Origin of the sequence: Streptomyces sp. NPDC046900, from assembly GCF_040644975.1 — a bacterium.
In the GTDB taxonomy this organism is placed as follows: Bacteria; Actinomycetota; Actinomycetes; order Streptomycetales; family Streptomycetaceae; genus Streptomyces.
The window spans coordinates 33988-53805 of sequence record NZ_JBEYXD010000060.1; the positions used below are offsets into that span (position 1 = coordinate 33988).

Genomic DNA, 19818 nt, shown 5'->3' on the forward strand with positions numbered 1-19818 from the left:
ATCCTCCGCATCACGATGGCTTTATCCCTCCCTGAAAACGACGGGGTAGGAGTTGAGACATCGGAACGCGTCAGGGCCGCACCCGGGAGGGTGCGGCCGCCCCATATACGGTCCATCCGGGTGCTTCGGTCAGGTCTCCGAGGGGATGCGGGCGGTGACCTCCCGCGCCAACCGGTCCGCCTCGGCCGACATCGGCCCACCGGACTGGGCAATCATCACCAGCAAGCGCAGCAGATCATGCGCCTCCTCGAGGGAGAGCAGGGCAGACGCTCGTTCGTGTGCTCGACCAGAGCGAAGTCGATCTCTTCGAGGTCGAGGTGATCGTAGGCGTCCATGCCAGGGCAACGCGGCCGGCCTACAGCCGGTCACGCGCCCGGCGGTGGCGATCCAGCCCGACCGGTGCGGGCACCGGTCGGGCTGGATCGCCAGACTCCCCCTTGGGAAAGCCGCCCGCGCCACCCGCACCGTCTCCGCTGGAATTTCCCCGCCCCTCAGGGCCGCACACCGCGGGCAAACAGCAGCTCGCACCAGGCCGCCCACTCTCGTGTGATCAGCCGGGCAGACGTCAGTGCCCGCCCCTCCCGTAGGGACCACGGCGGGGCGGGCACTGCGAACTCGACACGTGATGCCGAGGCATCCAGCACGTCAGGCCTGGATACCCCGGCGGTTGGCAGGGTCAGCCGATCCCGGTGACCGGCAGGGCCGTGGTCCAGTTGTTCTTGATGGCGCTGCGGGCGGAGGACAGGGTGATGGTGCCGGCGCAGACGGCGTTCTTCAGCTTTGTCTCTACTCCGTCCTTGGAGTGTGCGGTCTGGGAGCCGGAGTAGGGCTCGGGCCACAGGTTGCCGGTGCTGCGGGGTGCGCCGCCGAGTTCGAGGGGGACGAGGTGGTCTTCCTCGTAGTCGGCCATGTTGGTGTCGGAGTATCCGTAGTCGATGATGCCCTGGGCCTTGAGGGGGTTGGTGTAGGACGTCGGGGGGCGGACGGTGGCGGTCCAGCCGGACACGCAGATGGTGCTGTGGATGTTCGACTGGGTGACGTCCGGGTTGTAGGCGCCGGGCGTGCAGGAGGAGTCGGGCAGCGGCAGGTAGGCGTGGGAGCAGGTCGACGCCTGGGCGGTGCCGGTCGAGGCGGCGATCAGGCCGGCGGCCGCGAGGGCCAGGGCGCAGGTGGTGGCGGTGAAGCGGCGCATAGGGGGTTCTCCCGCAGGGTCGGCCCGGACAGTGGGGTGCCGGGCGGCTGACGGCATGACACCACCACCCGCATCTATGCGAGTAGACCCGTTGGATGAACAAGAAGCGACCTGCGCAATCCTTACCTCTGCCTGACCAAGCCTTTCCGAAGTCCCATGTTTCTCCGCAGAGTTGAGTGATATTCAGGCGGCGACCCACAGAGGCAGCCGGGCGGGCGAGGGGGCCTCTGCGTGCCTTACCGAGACACCGCCGCACGCTTGGTACACCTGCGGGCGGGTGCGCGTGAACACCCGCTCTCAGGTGCTATCGGGGACTCCAAGGTCGATACCACTGTCCGGTCTCCCGGCTGTGTACGGAACCGTTGATGATCATGATGGAGTGGTGGGACCAAGCACGGTGGCAGTCGTCGCATACCGCTTTGATCCAGCTGGCCATGGCATCACTGCGTGTTCTGCGATGTCCAGGTGCTCCGCAGAACTCGCAGACGGTCGTGGATTGCTCTTCGGCGGCGGTGACAAGAGCTTGTACCTCCGCGGACGCGGCCGAGGTGCCGGTGATCCGGATGCGAGCGGTGCCGAGCTTCTCCTTCAGCTCGTCCACCTGATAGCCCGGGTCAAGGGCGAGGAGTTGTTCATGCAGCCGCAGGAGCAGAGGATGCCAGCCCGGTCCGACCAGGTGCAGTTGGTCTGGCAGCTGTCGTGCAGGGGGATTGTGCCCGTGCGAAGGTTCCTCCGTGGTCATTGTGCGGTTCCGCAGCTACCTCTGATCCGCATGACGGCCGAGCATGCGGGGCCTGTTACCGGCTGTGGGATTTCCATCCGGGTGGTGGTCGATCCACGACAGGCCGTCCATGTCCAGGCGCTGACGGGTGCGGGTGACGGCTACGTAGGCGAGGCGGGCCTCGCTGTCGTCGATCGGCCCGGGAATGGCGCATCCGTTGTCGTCTTTCTGGTCGCTGTCCTTCGGTGGGGTGAAGTCGTCCGCGATTCTCACGCAGTCCCACTCGCGTCCCTTGGCCTTGTGCGCGGTTGAAACGGTCACCTCGGCCTGCTGCTCGGGAGCAAGTGAGGCCACGGCATCGAGAATGGCATCGGTGCCGTGCTTGTCGACGAGGTCGACCAGGGGTTGCAGATCACGGCCGGCCGGATCGTGGGCGGCGTAGTCCTGCAGCTCTCCCCAGGTGGGGAAGAGGAGGAGTTCTGGGTGCGTGGTGCGGCGGCCTTCCTTCAGGTCGCGGGCGGCCAGGGCCAGGGCGCGCAACCCGTCCCTGTGCGTGCCGACAATCCCGTCACCCTATGCGACCTGCGCGTACTCGTGGATGAGGCCACCGAGGCGGTCGCGCCGGATGACACGCGATGAGGCATCGACGGCGGGCGGTTCGGGCGCGCCGACTCCGTCGGGGCATCGCTGTCCGAGTGATCGGTGAGGCCGATGTTCGTTGTGGTGGTCGGCGTACTCGTCGACGACGAGGCGCAGGTGCCGCTCTCCGGTGATCAGGACCCGGTCGGTGGCCTCGCGGCGGCAGGATCCCACCCAGCGCTCGGCGATCGCGTTCATCCGCGGTACGCCCGGCAGGATGGGCACCACCCGGGCGCCGACGGCGGTGAAGACCGCGTCGAAGCCCTCGGTGAAGTAGCCGGCGTTGTCCCGTATCAGGTACCGGATGCCAGCGGTACGGACGTCGTCCAGGCTCATCAGCAGGTTGCGGGCCTGCTGGGTGGCCCATTCGGCGGTGACATTGCGGGTGACGCCGGCGATGTGCACTCGCCTGGTGTCGTGCTCGATGAAGAACAGGACGAACAGGCGCCGCAGGAAGACCGTGTCCACGTGGAAGACGTCGACGGCGAGGATCCCGTGGGCCTGGGCGGTGAGGAACCTCGCCCAAGAGCGGCCGGCCCGCTGGGGCGCCGGATCGACCCCGGCCTGCTTCAGGATCTCCCAGACGGTGGAGGCGGCGACCTTCCATCCCAGGCTGAGCAGTTCGCCATGGATCCGACGATACCCCCATCCATCGTTTTCGCGAGCCAGGCGCAGCACCAGAGCACGCAGTGCCTCGGGCTTGGCCGGGCGGCCCGGACGGCGGTGCGGATAGGTCCACTTCCTCGCGACCAGCCTCACATGCCAACGCAGGACCGTGCGCGGGGTGACCAAGAGTTTCAGGCTGAGGCGCTGACGCTTGTTCAGTAGTCGAACGAGGGCGGCGATCACCGCCCGGTCGCCGAGGGTGAAAGCGGGCTTTGGCCTGCCGCGTTCCAAGACACTCAGCTGATGGCGCAGCACCAAGATCTCGACGTCTTTCGCCGCGGAGGAGCGGCCCAGCAGCCGCAGCCAACCCAAAAGCAGGCAACAGAACCGGTAGAGCAGACGTATCGCCACGGAACCCGAGCGTGCACCGAGGCGATCCCGGAGGCCCCCGATGTGATCACATCGTGACTCCAGAACTACAGCTCAGCATGGGTGACATGGGTTGTCGGCACGCACACGGTGTCGGCGTCCGGGCAGGCGGCTGGAGGCGGGTAGGCATGTGCGGCGTGCAGTCGGGCGGCGACGATCGCGTCGACGGAGGTGCGGATCCGGTCCGGCAGCGGTCGGCTGGTGACGATGCGGCGCACCTGCTCGGGACTCCAGCCCGTCTCCAACATGGCGGTCACGGCCTGTCCCTGGTCCCGCAATGCGGGCCCCGACAGCAGCAGTTCGGGATGCTGCAGGCCGATCGACAGCAGCAGCCGGGCACCCGCCGACGGCTTATCCGGCCGCGGGGGACGGGGTGCGTTCTCAGCCTGCGCAGGTTCAGCGTCTCTAATTGGCTTAGCGAGCCTGAGCGTTGCTCAGCCTTGGGAGCCAATCGCCTTCGTGCCCTGGTACTGAACGACAGGAGCCGCCAGTCCGCGTGGCACGTCCCTCCGGACGCTGGCCGGCCGGGCCGCAAGACCCGACCGAGGAGGGTGCCCGACGTCGCCTGGGCGCCGGGCGTGCGCGTAGCACTCTGCCACAGGTTCACTACGGTTCGCTAATCCAACTGGTGAGCCTGGGCCTCAGTCGGGGACGGCGGTGCGCAGTACGCTGCGCATGGCCGGCCCGTGGCCGGTGACGGCGGCTGCGCAGTACGCCAAGACGCCGGTGCGCTACTGCGCGGTGCCGGTGGCCGTCGACGACGGCGGCTCCTTCGCGGTGACCGGTCCTCCCGCTGTGTCGGCCGGCCCGGACCGCGCCCAGGTGCCCGCCTCGCCGTACTCGGGTGTTTAACTCGGACCTGGGTCGTGGGACTGGCCTCCGGCCGCATCCCGGACAGCCGCTGATTCTGCTCTACATCGCGTGCGTGGCAGCCCCGCTGGTAGTGGTGGCTGGGTTGGTCATGCAGATCCGGGCGCGTCGAGCTGGCGAGTCCGGCCGTAGATCGTGATCTGGTCCGGGGCGGCGCGGAGACGGGTGCGGCCACCGTTGATCATCGTGAGTTGTGTGGGCGCGGCAGGAAGGTGCCGTTGCGGGCGTCGTTGATGTCGATACCCATGCGGGCGAGTTTCTGCCTGGCTATGGCCGCGCGCTTCCCGGTGCTCATCACGATGGTGTGTGCCGTCGTCTTTGTCGGCCGGGAGATCCGTCAGCTCTCGATAGGGACCACTGGTGTATCTGCGTCGCTCGCGTGAGCGCAGGCCTGGCAGGTTCGGGAACCTGCCAGGCCTGCGTGCCGCACCTGGTGGGAATCAGAGGTCCAGGAGGGCCTCGGCCCAGAAGGACTCCTCCCTGCCGACGACGTCCGGGTCGAACGTCGCCAACCCGGTCAGGCCCAGCTCGCCGAGTTGGCGGCAGCCGGTGAAGAAGTCCGGCAACGCGGCCCGGGCCTCAGGGCCCGAAGCCGTGCGCCAGGCTTCTGTTTCCGCCTTCCCGGCGAGCACCTCCTGCTCTGCCAAAACCGGCACCATCCAGTGCCACCGCCACGCGCATTCCACGAGTGCAAAGACACGGGAGTTGACCTCGACGGGCACCGGCCCCTCCGGCATGAGGTGACGCAGTTGCGGGTGGATCTCCGTGAACTGAGGGAAAGCGAAGACGCGTCCGGTGCCTTCCTGCGCGGCCAGCAGAGCCGCCCCGAAGGAACCCAGGTCGTAGAACCGGGAACCTTCGTGAACGCGCCTTGGCTCACCGCTGGGCTGGAATCCCGCGACCACTCCCATCAGTTCGTCGTCACGGGGTCCGGGCAGCCCGTACTCGGACAGGGTCCGCAGGTCGGCCCCGGGCAGTCGCCATTCACCTGCCTGCGCCGAGGGGAGTACCCGGCGATCTGCGACGACGAGCTCGCCGATATCGGTCTGGAGGATGCGCGACAGCTCGCTCTTCGCCCCGGGGATGTCCATGGAGTCCTCCTGCAACCGGATCATGTCACCCCCCGTGTACCGCGTTGAGGATACCTGCCCACGCGTTCTCCCCCTTGTCGAAGGACCAGGACAGTGACGCGTTCGCATATTTGCCGATGCGCCCGGCGCACATGTGCCTCAGCGTGGTGCAGAAGTTGCGCTCGGAATAGATGGCCGTGACGTCTTCGGGTGCGACCCCGATTTCCGCCAGGAAGTCATCTGCGTGCGCTTCCGAATGCGCGCCCTTCACCGTGTTGGGGAACGCCAGCTTTGCGACCTTGCCGTTCGGCAGTTTCACGCTGTAGACAGCCACGTTCTGGTCGCTGCCCAGGCCCGCCTGCTGGCGGTACTTCATCGCGATCTGGCTGTCCTCCGTGGTGCCGTACCTGACCTTGCCACACGTGTTGTGGACCAGGACGGCGACCTTGCCGGCGAGGACGTAGTACGTGTGGAGCTGCTCGACGGTCAGGTTGTACCGGTCCGCCGTGCCCGTGGTGAGCGTGATCCTCTTGACCCGGACCAGGCCGTGGCCGTTGGGGGTCTGGAGGTCATGCTCTTGGCTGAGCTCGGCCGCAGGGACCCACTTGTGCGTGGTCTTGTCGTAGAACGGATGGTTGGCGGTGGTGTGCAGGGTCGCGGTGCGGCCGTCCTGCGTGCGGATCGTTACGTCGACCAAGTCGTGGTCGTGGTTGACCCAGGTGTGCTTGACAGTGCGCGCGCCCTGATGCTTGCCGGTCTTGGGATCCGCGGCCTGGACCTGGTCGCCGACCTGGACCTTGCCGATGGGCTTGGCCTGGCCGTTGCCCATGAGGACCTTCGTGTCCGGCGAGAAGCTGCAGCTGCCGCCCTCGGCGATCTGGTCGCCCTTGGACTCGGCGGTGGCTGCGGACTCGGCCTCGTGTTCGGCTGCGACCCGCGCCTCTTCCGCCTTCCGGGCCGCCTCGGCCTTTTGGACCTCGTCGGCTTTCTGGGCGTCCGCTGCCGTCCGGTCGGCCGCCTTGCCCGCATCCGCGGCGTCCTCCGCGCCGTGCACGCCTGCCTTGACGTCCTCGGCCACGTGCGTGGCGTTCTTCAGGCCCTGCAGGGCCTCGGCGCCCTCGGCCGCGTACTTCGCGCCCTTGACCGCCATCCGGGCGCCCAGGGCCGCGTCACCGATCACCGGGATGGCGCCGGCGAAGGAGATGCCCGCGTCCAGGTAGTCGCCGTCGGCGGCGTACCAGGCTCCGTTGGCGACGTCCGCCACCGCGCCCACGACCGGGATCATGCCGGCTGCGTCCAGGGCCGCGTGGCCCAGGTCGGACAGCCAGCCGTGGCCGTCGAGCTCGATGTTGCTGATCGGGTTGCCGCCACCGAACGCGTAGCGGTTGCCGGTCAGCGGGTCGGACACGAGGCCCATATCGGACAGGGCGCCGTTGTACATGTCCCGCGACAGGAACCGGTTCAGGCCCGGGTCATAGGTGCGGAAGCCCATGTTGTACGTACCCGTGGAGCCGTCCACGCGGTCGGCGTTGAACCGGTAGGCGTTGTACGGGTCGCTCGGCGAGTTCGTCGTCGAGCCGGGCTTGTCCGCACCGGTGTCCTGGCTGGTGTCGTCCGAGCCGTAGGCGCCGTAGCCGTAGGTCGACTTGGTGTCGCCGCCTGCGTCGGTGACCGCCTGGACGTTGGAGTGCGCGTCGTACGTGTAGTACGTCGGCTCCTGCGTGCCGTCCGACTTGATGTTCACCTGGGACAGCCGTTCGCCCCACGGCGAGTACTGGTAGGTCTTGGTGGCCGTCCCGTTCTCGGTCTCGGACACGACCGCGTTGGACATCGCCAGGTAGTCGAAGACGGTGGTCTTCTCACCTGTCGCGCCCGCGTTCTGCGTCTGCGACACCGTCCGGTCGAACGGGTCGTAGGTGTAGTTGGTGGTGTCGTATCCGGTGCCGTTCTTCTTCTGTTCGCTGGCGATGTGGTCGAAGCCGTCGTACGTGTAGCGCTCGATCACACTGCCGCCGGTGGTGACGTTGTCCAGCCGACCGTAGGGGTCGTAGTGGTAGCCGGAGGACACCCCCGCCACGGTGGTGGTCGCCAGCCGGTTGCGGTCGAAGATCGAGGTGGTGGTCTGGCCGCCGACCGTGGAGGACGTCGCGTTGCCGTTGTCGTCGTAGACGTAGGACTCGTTCTGCCCGCCGCCGGTCTTGGTGACGCTCTTGACCTGGTCGCGTGGGGTGTAGGCGTAGTCCAGGGTCTGGTTCTTGTACGACGAGTGGTCGTCGGCGTTCTGGACCTTGGAGACGTCCTCGCTGGTGTTGCCGTTGGGGTCGTAGGTGTAGGTGTGCTCGGCCACCGTGGTGGTGGCGTCGGACTTCTTCTCCAGCTGGTGCTTCAGAGCGCCGTCGAGGAAGTAGTTTGAGGTGACGACATTGCCGTTGCCCTTGGTCTCCGTGGCCACCTGACCGCCGGGGGTGTAGGTGAACTGGGTGACCTTCGGGTTGGGGTCACTGGCCGACTCCTTGTTGGTGACCTTGCTCAGCAGGTTGCGCGTGTCGTACTCGAAGCTCGCGACAGTCGCATCGTGGGTCCGGTTGAGCGTGTTGCCGTCCGCGTCGTAGTTGAACGACGTGGTGTGCAGTGTGGACCCGGCCTTCTTCACCTCCAGCTTGGCCAGCTGGTTCACTCCGTCGAAGGTGGCGGCGTAGTCGTCGTAGCGGGCGCCGGGGGTGGCGTCCGCCAGGTCGACGAGGTTGCCGTTGGCGTCGTAGGAGTAGGTGAAGGCGGTCTTCTCGTTGTCGGTGTCGGCGCTGTTGTCGCGGACCACCTTGACGGCGTCCGCGGCCACTGTTCCGCCCGAGTTCTGCGCCAACGTCACCTTCTGGGTGGTGTCGGCGGCGGTGAAGGCGTAGCTGCCCAGCGACACCCAGGCGCCGGTGTTCTTGGTCTGGTCGGCCGTCTTGGTGGCGGTGCCGCCGTGGTAGCCGATGGTGTACGAGGCGTTCGTCGCCGCGCCCGAGACCTGCGGGTACTTCACGTACACCTGGTAGGTGCCGTCCTCGGGGATGGACAGGCTCCAGGTGAAGGAGTCCGAGCCCGACCCCGCCGGGTGCGTGGCGTAGTCGTAGCCCTGGTGGTCGGAGCCGCTGGTGGCCGTCGGCCACGAGCCCACCGCCGAGGTCGACTGCACATCGGAGTTGTCGGCCAGGTCCACCTGCAGACCCACCGGCACACCGTTGTCGGTCCGGGTGTGGACCATCCCGTCCGGGTAGTACGTCCAGTTCATCGTCCGCGACTGCGAGCCGCCGGCCGAGGTGATGGTGCGGGAGGTCTGGTCACCCAGCTCGTCGTGGTCGTAGGAGGTGGTGATGTCCCACGGGTCCGTCGAGGTCTTGGTCTGGCCGTCGTCCCAGTAGGTGTAGGTGGTGTCGTTGCGCACCGACTGCCCGGCGGACGGCGGGGCGGACACCTTGGTCAGGTGGCCGTCGGCGTCGTAGGAGTTGTCGGTCTGGGCCGCATGGTTGTACGTCGAGTCGTTCGGATCGTAGGCGGACAGCTGCGACTTGACCCGGTTCAGCTCGTCGTAGACGGTCTGCGTGGTGAAGGCGGTCGTGCTGTTCGCGGCCACCGCGCGCGGCGAGTAGACCTTGGTCTGGTTGCCGACCTGGTCGTACTCGTACTTGGTGGTGTCGTAGGTGATGGAGCCGGACGGGTTGTCGTGCGGCACCTGCACCTGGCTGGTCATGCCGCGCTCGTCCAGCGTGTACAGCGTCTGGTTGCCGTCCTCGTCCGTGGTCGAGGTCTGCAGGCCGTCCTTGTCGTAGCCGGTCTGCTTGGTGTGCCCGGCCGCGTCCGTCACCGAGATCGCCCGGTGGTCCAGGTCGTAGGCGTACTTCGAGGTGAAGTCCGTCGTGTCCGTGGTCAGGTTCTTGAGCGGGTCGACCACCTGCACGGTGTTGCCCACGTCGTCGTACGACGTCGAGGTGACATGGCCGGCCGCGTCGGTGACGGACACCGGGCGGTCCAGCTCGTCGTAGGCCGTGCTCGTAGCATAGCTGCCCGAAGTCGCACCCGGCAGGTTGCCGTTCGGGTCCGTCTCGGTGAGCTTGTTGCCCACCTTGTCGTAGGTGTAGGTGGTGATCCGGTCCGGGTCGGAGGAGTTGTCCTTGGGCAGGGTGCCGGATTTCAGCTCGTCGCCGGCGTCGAACACCGCGGACGACACCGCGCCGTTCGGGGCCGTGGACTGCGTGACGTTGTCGTTGGTGTCGTAGACCGGGGCCGGGGTGGTGATGTACGAGCCGGACGCCTGGTCCTTGGGCACCTTGGAGACCAGCGGACGGCCGAAGGTGTCGTACGTCTGCGTCGTCGTCTTGCTCAGCGGATCGGTGACACTGAGGACCTCGCCCCGCACGTCATAGCTGGTCTGATTGACGTCGCCAAGCGCGTCCGTCTCGGTCTGCGGGTATCCGTTGGCTTCGAACGCGCTGTAGGTGGTGGAGTGGTTGTTGGCGTCGGTGGCCTTGGTCAGCTCACCGTAGGAGTCGTAGGTGTACGCGGTGGTGTAGCCCGACCCCGTCGCCACGCCCTTCGGGTCCTGCACCGAGGTGAGGTTGCCGAAGGAGTCGTAGCCGAACTGCCACGTGCGGCCCTCCGGGGAGGTCTTGCTGAACAGGTCGGAGGAGTAGCCGTCCAGACTGGTCTGATACGTGTAGACCGTAGCCGGCGTGCCGTTCTTGTTCGCCTCCGCGTCCTTCTGGGTCAGCGGGTAGCCGGTCTTCGGGTCGTACGTCCACGAGGTGGTGGCGCCGTTGTCCTCGATCAGCGAGGTGACGTTGTTGTCGGCGTCCCAGGCAAGCTTCGTGACCTCGTTCTTGGGGTTGGTGATCTGAACGGGGCGGGAGAAGTCGTCCGTGACGTACGTCGTCGCGTGGGTGTTGGCGTCCGTCACCGTGGTGTCGGTGAACGCGCTGTTCGACGTGTCAGTCGCGTACGTGAGCGACGTGGCGTCGTTCAGCCGGTCGGTGAGGGTCTTGGCCCACCAGTGATACTTCGGATTGTCGCCGTTCTGCGGGGCGTAGTAGGCCAGCTGCGTCGCGTGGCCACGCGGGTCCGTGACGGAGACCAGCTTGACGTTCTTCGTGCCCTGGGTGGCGTCGTAGCCGAACTTGAACACCTTCGGCTGGGACGAGCCGGCGCCGTCCGTCAGCTGGGCCATCAGGCCCTGCGTGGTGTACTCGAACGTCACCTGGCGGCCGGAGATGTCGGTCATCGACGCCACATGGTCGATGATCTTCGGGTTGGTGAGGTTCGTACCCGACTGCTCGGTGCCTGTGTCGTCGATGTACTTGTAGTTGTCACCCTTGTTGTAGTAGGTGACTGTCAGCGACTGTCGGCCCGTCGGGTCCGTGATGTAGCTCAAAAAGTGCGTGGGCTTGTTGTTGGACTTGCGGATCGCGTAGGTGAACGTCTCGGTGTTGCCGTTCTTGTCCACGATCGACGTGACGTAGCCGTCGCAGTCGTAGAAGAAGCGGGTGCCGTCCGGCCGCGTCATCGACCAGGCGTCGGCGGTGTCGTCCTTGTCGGGGGTGCAGTCGACCCCGCCCTTCATCGCCAGCAGGTAGTGGACACCCGCCGGGGCCTTGAAGGTGCCGTCCGCCTGCTTGGTGAACACGGACGAGGTGCCGTCACCGTCGGTGAGGGTGACTTCGGTCGGGTTGGGGTTGGGGTGGAAGTCCAGCGCCGCACCCAGCCGGATCGGCGCCGAGGCCTGTGCCGACCAGCCCGGCCCCATCACTGTGTCGGAGGTGTCCAGCGAGTTGTAGGCGAAGCGCGCGAACGTTCCCAGCCCGCGCCCCGGGTTGGAGAAGGCGTTGTACGAGAAGACGTTGTTGCCGGAGGCCAGGTTCGTCATCACCGACGAGCCCGCGCCGGTGGCAACGCCGGAGTAGGTGTAGAACTTCTCCAGTCCGATGGTGTCGGAGGTGGGGTCTTCCACCGTCTCGGCCTGTGCCAGGCCCGCGACGCCGCCGGTGGCGGAGTTCCAGGTGTTGTTGGTCTTGTTGAAGACGTCCCACGTCAGTGTGTACTGGGTGCGGGAGTTCGTCGGGTTGCCGGAGTCGGCGTTGGTGGGCGCCTTGACCTGGGCGTGGATGGTGACCGTCTGGCCGGGCACCAGGTCCTGCGGCAGGGCGGTCTGGATCTGGTTGCCGCCGTTGGTGACGTCGGTGCCGTCCGGCAGCGTCCAGCGGTAGGACAGCACCTGATCGGTTGCCGCCCACGTGGTGTTGGTGGTGTTGGTCAGCGACAGGTCGACGTTGTAGGTGGTGCCCGGCGTCATCCGCTGCGGCACCTGCGGCGCGTAGTACGTCGAGTCGGTCGTGGCGTCCACATAGGTGACCACCAGTTGCGGGCGCAGCTGCGGTTCGCTCGTCTCGGAGGAGAGGAACACCGACCTCTCCTGCGGCCCGGTGGTCGACTCGTCCTTGACCTTGATCAGCACGCCGTGGTTGGACGACGGCGTATTGATCCAGCCCTGGGTCAGGGAGGTGGCATCCCACCAGCGCCGCACCGGATCGTTGGTGAATCCGGTGTCGGCGTCGTTGACGGTGGCGGAGTAGTCACCGCCGGCCGTGGTCCAGGCGGTGGTGGAGGAGGCGTTGTTCCAGGTGGCCGTCGCCTCGTCGAAGTCCTTGGTCAGGCCGTGCAGTTCGTAGGAGGCCGAGCCGCCGCCGGTGTTGGTGGTGATCGTCGACTCGGCCTGCACCTGGGCGTCCAGCACCCGGGCGGTCGAGGGCAGGGAGCCGGTGGGGAACTTCAGTACCGCACGGGTCTTGCCGTAGGTGGTGGAGTTGTTGCCGACCGTGAACCAGTTCTGGTTCGCGCCGTCGGAGGAGATGGTGTCGTGCCCGGTGGTCGGCTGGGTCGAGGACAAGGTGGTGTCGCTCTGGCCGGACTGGATGATCTGCCGGGTCTCACCGGCCTTCGGCAGGTCGGTCAGCTGCACCGGGCCGCCGATGATCTGGCCGCCCTTGGTCTTGACGGCGACCTCGTAGTAGACCGCGTGGAAGTCGTCCGGGGAGTCCGCCGGGGTGGGCACCGCGGTGGTGTCGGTGAAACTCGTCGTGCCCGCCGAGACCGGGGCCACCAAGGTCGCCGAGGTCGGGGTGAAGCCCTGGTAGACGGACCGGTGGACCTGGTACTCGGCCAGGTCGTTCGCCGGGTTCCCGGTGGTGTTCGTGTACGCTGGCCAGCTCAGCTCCGCGCCGGTGGCGTGGATGACCGTCGGCGCATTCACGGCCACGCCCGGGGTGCCGTAGACGATGGTCAGCGTCGGATACGTGGCGGTCTCGCCGCCGTAGGCGTACTCGCCGGCCTCGTACATCGGGCCGCCCTGGCCCAGAGTCGACTCGTTGGACGACTGCAGCACGAAGCCGTAGTTGGTGGCGGTGCCCGAGATCCACTGCTGGACGGTGTCGGTGACCGCGAAGTTGTGCCACTGGTCGTACGATCCCGCGGGCTTGGAGACGCTGCCCGCATCGACCAGGCGCACGGCGTCCGCGATGACCGCGGTGGAGGTGGAGGCCGGGCCGTCACCCAGGACGACCTTGCCCGCGGTGCCCTTGGTGAAGGACAGCGGAGTGCCGCCGTTCAGCGAGGTCCACACGCCGCCGGTGCCGGAGGCCTGGTTCACCGTGCCGTTGTAGGTGCCGCCGTTGTACGTCACCGTGTACGGGGCGTTGGTGGCCCGGTCCGAGGCCGGTACGTAATGGACGTCCACCCGGTAGGGGGCCGTCTCCGGGACGGTGGGCTGCCAGGTGTAGGTGTCGCCGGCGACGGCGTCCTTGTTGTACGCGTAGTCGCCGTTGATCGCGTACTGGGTGAAGGCGCTGTTCGTCGAGTACGGCCACGAGCCCTGCGCCGCCGTGCCCGGGTCGCCGTCGTCCAGCTGCACGCTGGTGCCCGACAGCTCACCTGAGAGCGCCGAGGTGTTGTTCCACGTCGCCCCGGTCGCGGTCCACGAGCCGGTGGCCCGGTGCGCCTCGATGGTGACGTTGTTGGAGTTCGTGGTGTGGACCTGGTTGTAGTACAGACCCAGCCGCGCCGAGTCGATCTTCGTGCCGGAGGGGATGCCGCTCAGCGGGAACTGCACCAGCGAGCGCAGTTTGCCCGACGTGGTGGTGCCCACGCCCAGCTGCCAGTTGCCGGTGGTGGAGGTGCCCACCCCGTTGAGGTTGGTGTTCGGCTGAGTGGAGTCGACCATCACGTCCTGGGAGGTGGACGGGGTCGGCGCGATCATCACCGTCGGGTCGACGGCGACCGGGAAACGGCGGCCCTTGGCGGCCAGCCACTTCGCGTCCGGCGTGAGGGTGATCCGCCAGGACGAGCCGGTGCGGGTCAGCTTCTGCGCCACCGGGCCACGGTCCATGTCGACCACGGCGGAGTCGGCGTGCTTCGGCGCCTGGGACATCACCGCGGCCGGGATGACCAGCACGGGGCGGCCCGACTCGTTGCCGCCGTAGAGGGCGATCGAGCCGTCCTTGCGCTGCTTGGGAGTCAGCCCGCCGCTCTTCAGGGTGAAGGTGAACGAGACCGGGCTACTCGGGGCCCGGTTCAGGACGATGTCCTCCTTGACCTCACCGCGTCCGACCCGGTAGTCGAAGTCGGCGCCGGCGGCCAGGCCCCGGTAGGTGACGGTGTCGCCCTTGGCGACCGGGGAGACGGCCTTGTCCGCACCGGCCAGGCCCAGGGTGACGGTGTGCTTCCCGTCGGCCTCGAAACGCAGCAGGCTCCCACTGCGGGAGCCGAAGTAAGAGCTGGCCAGGTTGGCGGTGTTGGCGTACTTGTAGCCGGCCCGGGCGGTCGCGGCGACCTTCGTGTCGATCGCCTTCCAGCCGTCCGGCGAGTGGTAGGACAGCGGCACCGCGGAGATCTCCGCCTGCGTGGTGCCGTCCGACAGCTTCCAATACCGCGTCGACGGAGTGCGCTTGGACGTCAACTCCCGCACCCGATGCGCCTTCGGCGCCTTCTTGCCCCGCGGCAGTTTCTGCCGGTCGGCTATCGCGTCCTTCGGCCCAACCGGCGGCTTCGGCGAAGAATGCCCGCCGCCGAACCAGCCCTTGACCGTGTCGATGATTCCGGGACCGCCATCGCCCGATGACGGAGCGGACGCGAACGCCGGGGTCTGTAGGACAGAACCCAGCAACGCTCCGACCACCAGGGATGCGGCAATCCGACTTCGTCTCGCCACCCAAAACTCCTTGTCACGCATGCTCGACAATCGCGACACAAGCGACCGCATCTGCACATGACTTCGGAGCGCGAATATCCCAGGGCATACCGACATGGCCGTTCCGGCAGCCCCACCATTTCCGGATCTGTAACCAAGGCACAGAAAGGATGAACCGCAGCACCGTAAACCCATAGGCAGACGTGATCACACAAAACCGGCCATGGCGGATCCAAAGCCGGCAATGCGACCAGTGCTGGGGGACACCGAATCGGCGGCGGAACTCTGACACAAAGATCGTTGGCAGGTCCAGAGCAACGTCAACCATCGCAAATTCGGGACGAACCACCCTTCCAGCCAGCTGATTCACCGCATTCACCCGATTCGTGGGTGCAAATTCAGCCACCGACCGTGCGACACCCTTGAAGCCACCTTTACTCTCAAGATCATCGCTTTGCCGAGTCTGGAACCCTGTTTAACTGGCGTTCAGGATTGAGTCGACCATGGAGACTTGAGCCGCAGGAGCGAAACGGGCCTTTCGGCCCGGCACTTGCACCCCTTGCTCGCATTGGCTGTAATCGACGGGCGCACCGCCAAGAATTCAAAAAACGGGCATTCACGCCCATCTACGCAACGGGAGTCGGCGATGGAAACCCAGACAGCAACCGGCACCGAGACCCCCGAAAGCGATGAAACCGCCGCCGCGCCCGCCAGCCGGCGCCGCCTCCGCCCGCTCATATTCGCCAGCGCCCTCCTGTGTGCCGCCCTCGCCGCCGCCGGCGTCCTGTTCACCACCCACAGCGACAACGGCAACCACGGCGCGGATACCAAGCACCACGGCCCCACCACCCCCGTGGCCTACCAGATCACCGGCCACGGCACCGCCCAGATCAGCTACGCCGCACCGGACGGAAGACTGCACACCGTCAGCGCCCAACTGCCCTGGCGCGGCGGCGCCGACCTGACCACCGGCGGCGCCCCGGCGGTCGTCTCCATCGTCCTGGGCAAGGAGGGCGGCAACGCCAGCTGCTCGGTCAGCCTGCACGGCAAGGTGGTCCAGCAGGCCACCGCGTACGGCTCGTACGGACGAGCCAACTGCCGCGCCCCCCTGGCCCGCACCACCCCATGATGACCGTGCAGAGCAGACCAGGAGATCTTCGATACAGAACATGGAGGCGGCGTGAGCGTCGACAGGATCCTTCTGATCGTCTCGGTGGCGATCTCCACCGTGCTGGCCGTGCGACGGATCCGGGCACGTCTAAAGGAACACCGCAAGCAATGACCATACAGTTGGAGATCGGTGGCGCTGCTGCAGTTCGGTCAAGCTGTGGGAGGTGGCCACTCATCGGCCCGCACCCCGGCGCGGCCTCGGTTGCGCTACCGTGGCGGGCGCGGCCCACGGCCCGGTGTGGCAGCGCCGCCAATACGGCCAGGCCAGTCCCCACCGAACCCTTTCATCCGGCGGCGACTGACGCTTACCCGTTGGATGAGCGATCCGTAGTTCCCATGGCAGACTGCCACGCGCATACCCGGCGCCCAGGCAACGTCGGGGCACCCTCCTCGGTGGGGCCGCGAGACCTCACCGCCCAGTGTCCGCAGGAACGTGCCACGAGGGCTGACGGCTCCCGCCGATCAGCACCAGGGCACGAAGACGATCGGCTCACCTCCCTGAGCAACACCGGGGATCCCCAAGCCAAGTCAGAGACGCTGCCGCATCACGACCGCCCGGCTCAGGGCGCGCCGGCTGTTTCGGCAGCAAGTCCGCACGATCATGCGATTCGTCGGCGCCTTCTACACTGCCCCGCGGTGAAGGAACCACTCAGAGGACGACGAAGAACATGGTGCAGATCGAGCGGGTGGCCGGCCTGACGCCAAACCAACAGTGCCAGGCCGCCGCCCTGGCGATGTGGCGGTGGCGTGCGCCGGTCCTCGCGTTCGAACCGGATGAAGAGTGGGGCATCCAGTCCTCTGCGCTGGAGTCGCTGTTCCGGTTGGCAGCAGCCTCCCCCGGCGAAGAGTCGCATCACGCATACAGGCAGGCAGCCGCCGCGTTGTGCCGAGCCCCGCTCTTTGCATCCGAAGTCGATCCGGACACAGTCCAGTTGGTCCAGTTGGAGACCATCGCCAACCTGCTGACCTTCGGCGAGTTGCTGGATGAGCCAGACTCGGACAAGGCCGAGCAAGTCATCGAATCCTCCAATGGCCTGGCGACACCATCACGACGCCACTGACGCCCAGACGACGACGTTCAACCGACGCTCCCCCGCAGACCATCAGCCGTGCACCACCGCGTCGGCCGACGACGGGAGCGGGGCGGAGCCACCACCGGACGCATGACAAGGCCGGCCTCCACACTCCGAAGGCTCGAGCCGAACCGCCGAGATGGCAGCCGGTCGTAGGCGGCGCAGGTCAGCCGCAGAGATCCGACTGCCATGCGCCCCTCGGTGTCATGATGGTCCGATGGACAACCGGGAGAGGACCGAACCTCCGCGGGTGGCCGATGAGCTCGCCACGCTGACCGGCTTCCTGCAGCGCCAGCGTGACACGCTGGCCATGGCATGTGCGGGGCTCACAGCCGAGCAGCTCAGGGGAAAGGCCGTGCGGCCCTCGGGCTTGTCGCTGCTCGGCCTCGTCCGGCACATGGCTGACGTCGAGCGGACCTGGTTCCGGAACGTGTTGAACGGCGAGCACAGCGACGTGCACTGGCCCCGAAGCGACGGCGGCGCTTTCGACGTTGACACCGCAGACCCGTCCGAGGCGTTCGCGATCTGGCACGAGGAGTGCGCCCGATCCCGCGACATCGTGGATGCCGCCGAGTCCCCCGACGTCACCGGGCGGTACCGAGACGACGTCTTCTCTCTCCGCTACATCCTCACTCACATGATCGAGGAGTACGCGCGGCACAACGGCCACGCTGACCTCCTCCGCGAGCGCATCGACAAAAGCGCCGAACAGTAGTGGACGGCGGGGGCCGGTCCCCTGACGGTGCCCTTGCCGAAATCCTCGTCCGGGCAGGTCATGCGGCATGTTCGTACTCGTGGAGAATGCCGCCAAGGCGATCGCGTCTTCGTACCTCGAGGCAGGCGATCTGGCCCGGATCGGCGATCGGCGGGGGCGACGGGTTCAGCGGGCGGGCGTTCGCGATGCCCTGGTGGGGCCGGTGTAAATTGTAGAACCGCTCGAACTCCCGCAGGGCGTGGAGCAGGTGCCGCTGATTCCAGATCAAGGACCGGTCCAGCAGCTCACGACAACAGGTCTGCACCCACCTTTCCATGGCCGAGTTCATCCTCGGCATCCGGACGCCGCTGAGCACGACCCGATCCCCGCATCGGCGAGGACCGCGTCGAACAGGGCAGGGAACTTCCCGTCCCGGTCCCGGATGAGATGGGACGGTGCGGGTGCGCACCTCCATCACGAAGAGGGCGTACAGCCGCTGTAGTCCTATGGTGTCCACAGAGAAGAAGTCGGTGGCGAGCAGGCCGCTGGCCTCGACCGTGTACGCGGCTTTGGTCAGACTGCCCGTCAGCTCTCGTACCGCGGCGTGGAGAGCGGCATGCACCATCCGCCATGCGGCATGGACAGGCCGCCCGGGTCCCGCGGAGCTGAAGCGGTCACGGAGCCGACGGTGTGCGAGGCCGGTGGTTCTTGCGGAGAAGCGGGCGGCAGGCGCGGCTCGCCGACGGCCTGCGGACGGGCCGATGCCGCTCGTATCGCGGCGCGGGCCTGGAGGACCTCGCACGGCTTCGGCGCGTACCCGCGCTTGTCGTCCTCATGGAGCTCGTCCACGGGTAGCAGCGATCCCGCCAAAGCCGTCTCACCTCACGAAAGCCCGCGACACCGACTGGGGACGTCTGCCAACAAGAGCCGCACAACAGACAGGAGTAACGTGGCGCTCGTGATCCAAGGCATTTCCGCCGCCAAGTGGAGCTACGTCACTCGCAGAGTCGTGGACCGAGGCCAGATGTGCCTGAGCGGATTCCCCCGCAAACCCCAGCTCGGCGACCTGGTCGCGGCCAAGGTGACCGCGCTGGGGGCCCACGCCCACACGGAGGACGTCCACGGCCGCAGCGTCAGCCTCTATCCGGGAGACATCCTCGTCGGCGCCTACGGAAACAGGTACGCGACCGACTTCTTCGAGGGATACCTGCCGGAAGGGACGGCCGTCCACCTGCTCACCGCGGGCGGCCTCATCGGTACCGTCGTATCCGCCCACACGCGCCGTGACCCGCCGACCGAACTGGAGGTGATCGGCGCGCTCACCGACCACCTGGGCGCGGTGCTGTCGGTGGAGGATTTCGCGATACCCACGCCCGCCGCAGCCGTGCCGGGGCTGGGCACCCTGGTCGTACTGGGGTCGTCGATGAACGCGGGCAAGACCACCACCATGGCGGCCATAGTGCGGGGCTGGCGCCGCGCGGGACTGACCGCCGGCGCCGGCAAGATCACCGGCTCCGGCAGCGGCAAAGACCGCTGGATGTACATCGACGCGGGCGCCACGGCCGTCCTGGACTTCCTCGACTTCGGCCTGCCCTCCACGTTCGGCTACCCGCTCGAGCGGTTGCGCGCCACGATGTTCGGGGTCCGCGACGGCCTGGTGGACCAAGGGGCCCAGGCGGTGGCCTTGGAGATCGCGGACGGTCTGCTACAAACCGAGACGGCGGCGCTCGCCACATGCCTTGCGGGCTTTGCCGACGGAATAGTGCTCGCCGTCGCCGACGCGTTGGGCGCCAGCGCCGGCAGCGACATCCTGGCCGCTTTGGACGTTCCGATCCGAGCGGTGAGCGGCCGGGTGACCGCCAGCCCGCTGGCCTCCCGCGAAGCCGCCGCCACCACTGGGATTCCGGTGCTGTCCCCGGCGCAGCTCGCAGGCGGCGCTGCGGTGGACCTGCTGATCCCGACACCTGCCACTTTGAACGCGGCTTACGGCGGCACCGACGATGGATGCGACGTTGAGGGCTCCCCTCCCTGAAGGGAGGGGATTCTCCACCCTCCAGGGCTGCGTGGGGATTCACGGCTCAGGCCGCCACCTGAGCCGGCGGCTCAGGTGGTCTTACGCCCTCGGCACCGTCCGGGT

Annotated in this window: 13 protein-coding genes and 2 pseudogenes; 5 read left to right on the plus strand and 10 right to left on the minus strand. The window is 67.4% G+C overall.

Going from position 1 to position 19818, the window contains the following annotated elements; genetic code table 11:
* Nucleotides 1-129: 129 nt before the first annotated feature.
* The 5 genes and pseudogenes from ABZ904_RS36585 to ABZ904_RS36605 form a co-directional block, all read right to left on the minus strand.
* On the minus strand, nt 130-594 hold the full coding sequence (locus ABZ904_RS36585; protein WP_361828400.1) for a DUF6417 family protein: 465 nt from the start codon (nt 592-594) through the stop codon (nt 130-132).
* 82 nt (nt 595-676) lie between these two features.
* The gene (locus ABZ904_RS36590; RefSeq protein ID WP_361828403.1) at nt 677-1192 is read right to left on the minus strand and encodes a hypothetical protein; all 516 of its coding nucleotides are present in this window, start codon (nt 1190-1192) and stop codon (nt 677-679) included.
* Nucleotides 1193-1949: 757 nt separating this feature from the next.
* Nucleotides 1950-2453 (minus strand): annotated as a pseudogene (locus ABZ904_RS36595) (3'-5' exonuclease); the annotation flags it as partial.
* Between the two features lie 33 nt (nt 2454-2486).
* Nucleotides 2487-3569 (minus strand): integrase core domain-containing protein, encoded by a 1083-nt coding sequence (locus tag ABZ904_RS36600; protein WP_361828406.1) that lies wholly within the window; start codon nt 3567-3569, stop codon nt 2487-2489.
* Between the two features lie 65 nt (nt 3570-3634).
* A complete protein-coding gene (locus tag ABZ904_RS36605) occupies nt 3635-3844 on the minus strand; it encodes a hypothetical protein (RefSeq protein WP_361828409.1) in 210 nt (69 codons plus the stop codon).
* 418 nt (nt 3845-4262) lie between these two features.
* On the opposite strand from ABZ904_RS36605, the gene ABZ904_RS36610 reads away from it, so the two are divergent.
* Complete coding sequence (locus ABZ904_RS36610) at nt 4263-4439, plus strand: hypothetical protein (protein ID WP_361828412.1); 177 nt, start codon at nt 4263-4265, stop codon at nt 4437-4439.
* A gap of 199 nt (nt 4440-4638) precedes the next feature.
* Here the strand turns inward: ABZ904_RS36610 and ABZ904_RS36615 are convergent, their stop codons facing one another.
* The 3 genes from ABZ904_RS36615 to ABZ904_RS36625 form a co-directional block, all read right to left on the minus strand.
* A complete protein-coding gene (locus ABZ904_RS36615) occupies nt 4639-4791 on the minus strand; it encodes an AHH domain-containing protein (RefSeq protein ID WP_361828432.1) in 153 nt (50 codons plus the stop codon).
* Between the two features lie 106 nt (nt 4792-4897).
* The gene (locus ABZ904_RS36620) at nt 4898-5572 is read right to left on the minus strand and encodes an SUKH-4 family immunity protein (RefSeq protein WP_361828415.1); all 675 of its coding nucleotides are present in this window, start codon (nt 5570-5572) and stop codon (nt 4898-4900) included.
* 1 nt (nt 5573) lies between these two features.
* Nucleotides 5574-14765 carry a DNRLRE domain-containing protein gene (locus tag ABZ904_RS36625; RefSeq protein WP_361828418.1) on the minus strand — a complete coding sequence of 3064 codons (9192 nt, stop codon included), beginning with the start codon at nt 14763-14765 and terminating at the stop codon, nt 5574-5576.
* Between the two features lie 625 nt (nt 14766-15390).
* On the opposite strand from ABZ904_RS36625, the gene ABZ904_RS36630 reads away from it, so the two are divergent.
* The 3 genes from ABZ904_RS36630 to ABZ904_RS36640 all read left to right on the plus strand — a co-directional run bounded on the left by ABZ904_RS36630 (nt 15391) and on the right by ABZ904_RS36640 (nt 17702).
* Complete coding sequence (locus tag ABZ904_RS36630) at nt 15391-15873, plus strand: hypothetical protein (protein WP_361828421.1); 483 nt, start codon at nt 15391-15393, stop codon at nt 15871-15873.
* Nucleotides 15874-16582: 709 nt separating this feature from the next.
* Nucleotides 16583-16975, plus strand: coding sequence for a hypothetical protein (locus ABZ904_RS36635; RefSeq protein WP_361828424.1), 393 nt, complete (start codon nt 16583-16585; stop codon nt 16973-16975).
* 229 nt (nt 16976-17204) lie between these two features.
* A complete protein-coding gene (locus ABZ904_RS36640) occupies nt 17205-17702 on the plus strand; it encodes a DinB family protein (protein ID WP_361828427.1) in 498 nt (165 codons plus the stop codon).
* A gap of 58 nt (nt 17703-17760) precedes the next feature.
* Here the strand turns inward: ABZ904_RS36640 and ABZ904_RS36645 are convergent.
* A pseudogene (locus tag ABZ904_RS36645) lies at nt 17761-18177 on the minus strand (integrase core domain-containing protein); the annotation flags it as partial.
* 89 nt (nt 18178-18266) lie between these two features.
* Nucleotides 18267-18530 carry a hypothetical protein gene (locus tag ABZ904_RS36650; RefSeq protein ID WP_359411481.1) on the minus strand — a complete coding sequence of 88 codons (264 nt, stop codon included), beginning with the start codon at nt 18528-18530 and terminating at the stop codon, nt 18267-18269.
* Nucleotides 18531-18639: 109 nt separating this feature from the next.
* Between ABZ904_RS36650 and ABZ904_RS36655 the strand changes: the two genes are divergently transcribed.
* Nucleotides 18640-19713: a DUF1611 domain-containing protein gene (locus tag ABZ904_RS36655; protein ID WP_361828429.1), complete on the plus strand. Its 1074-nt coding sequence runs from the start codon at nt 18640-18642 to the stop codon at nt 19711-19713.
* Nucleotides 19714-19818 lie beyond the last annotated feature (105 nt).

Excerpts from the sequence above, each read along its gene's own strand:
- ABZ904_RS36590 (WP_361828403.1), bottom strand. The coding sequence starts at position 1,192 with ATGCGCCGCTTCACCGCCACCACCTGCGCCCTGGCCCTCGCGGCCGCC.
- ABZ904_RS36610 (WP_361828412.1), top strand. The coding sequence starts at position 4,263 with ATGGCCGGCCCGTGGCCGGTGACGGCGGCTGCGCAGTACGCCAAGACG.
- ABZ904_RS36620 (WP_361828415.1), bottom strand. The coding sequence starts at position 5,572 with ATGATCCGGTTGCAGGAGGACTCCATGGACATCCCCGGGGCGAAGAGC.
- ABZ904_RS36630 (WP_361828421.1), top strand. The coding sequence starts at position 15,391 with ATGGAAACCCAGACAGCAACCGGCACCGAGACCCCCGAAAGCGATGAA.
- ABZ904_RS36635 (WP_361828424.1), top strand. The coding sequence starts at position 16,583 with ATGGTGCAGATCGAGCGGGTGGCCGGCCTGACGCCAAACCAACAGTGC.
- ABZ904_RS36640 (WP_361828427.1), top strand. The coding sequence starts at position 17,205 with ATGGACAACCGGGAGAGGACCGAACCTCCGCGGGTGGCCGATGAGCTC.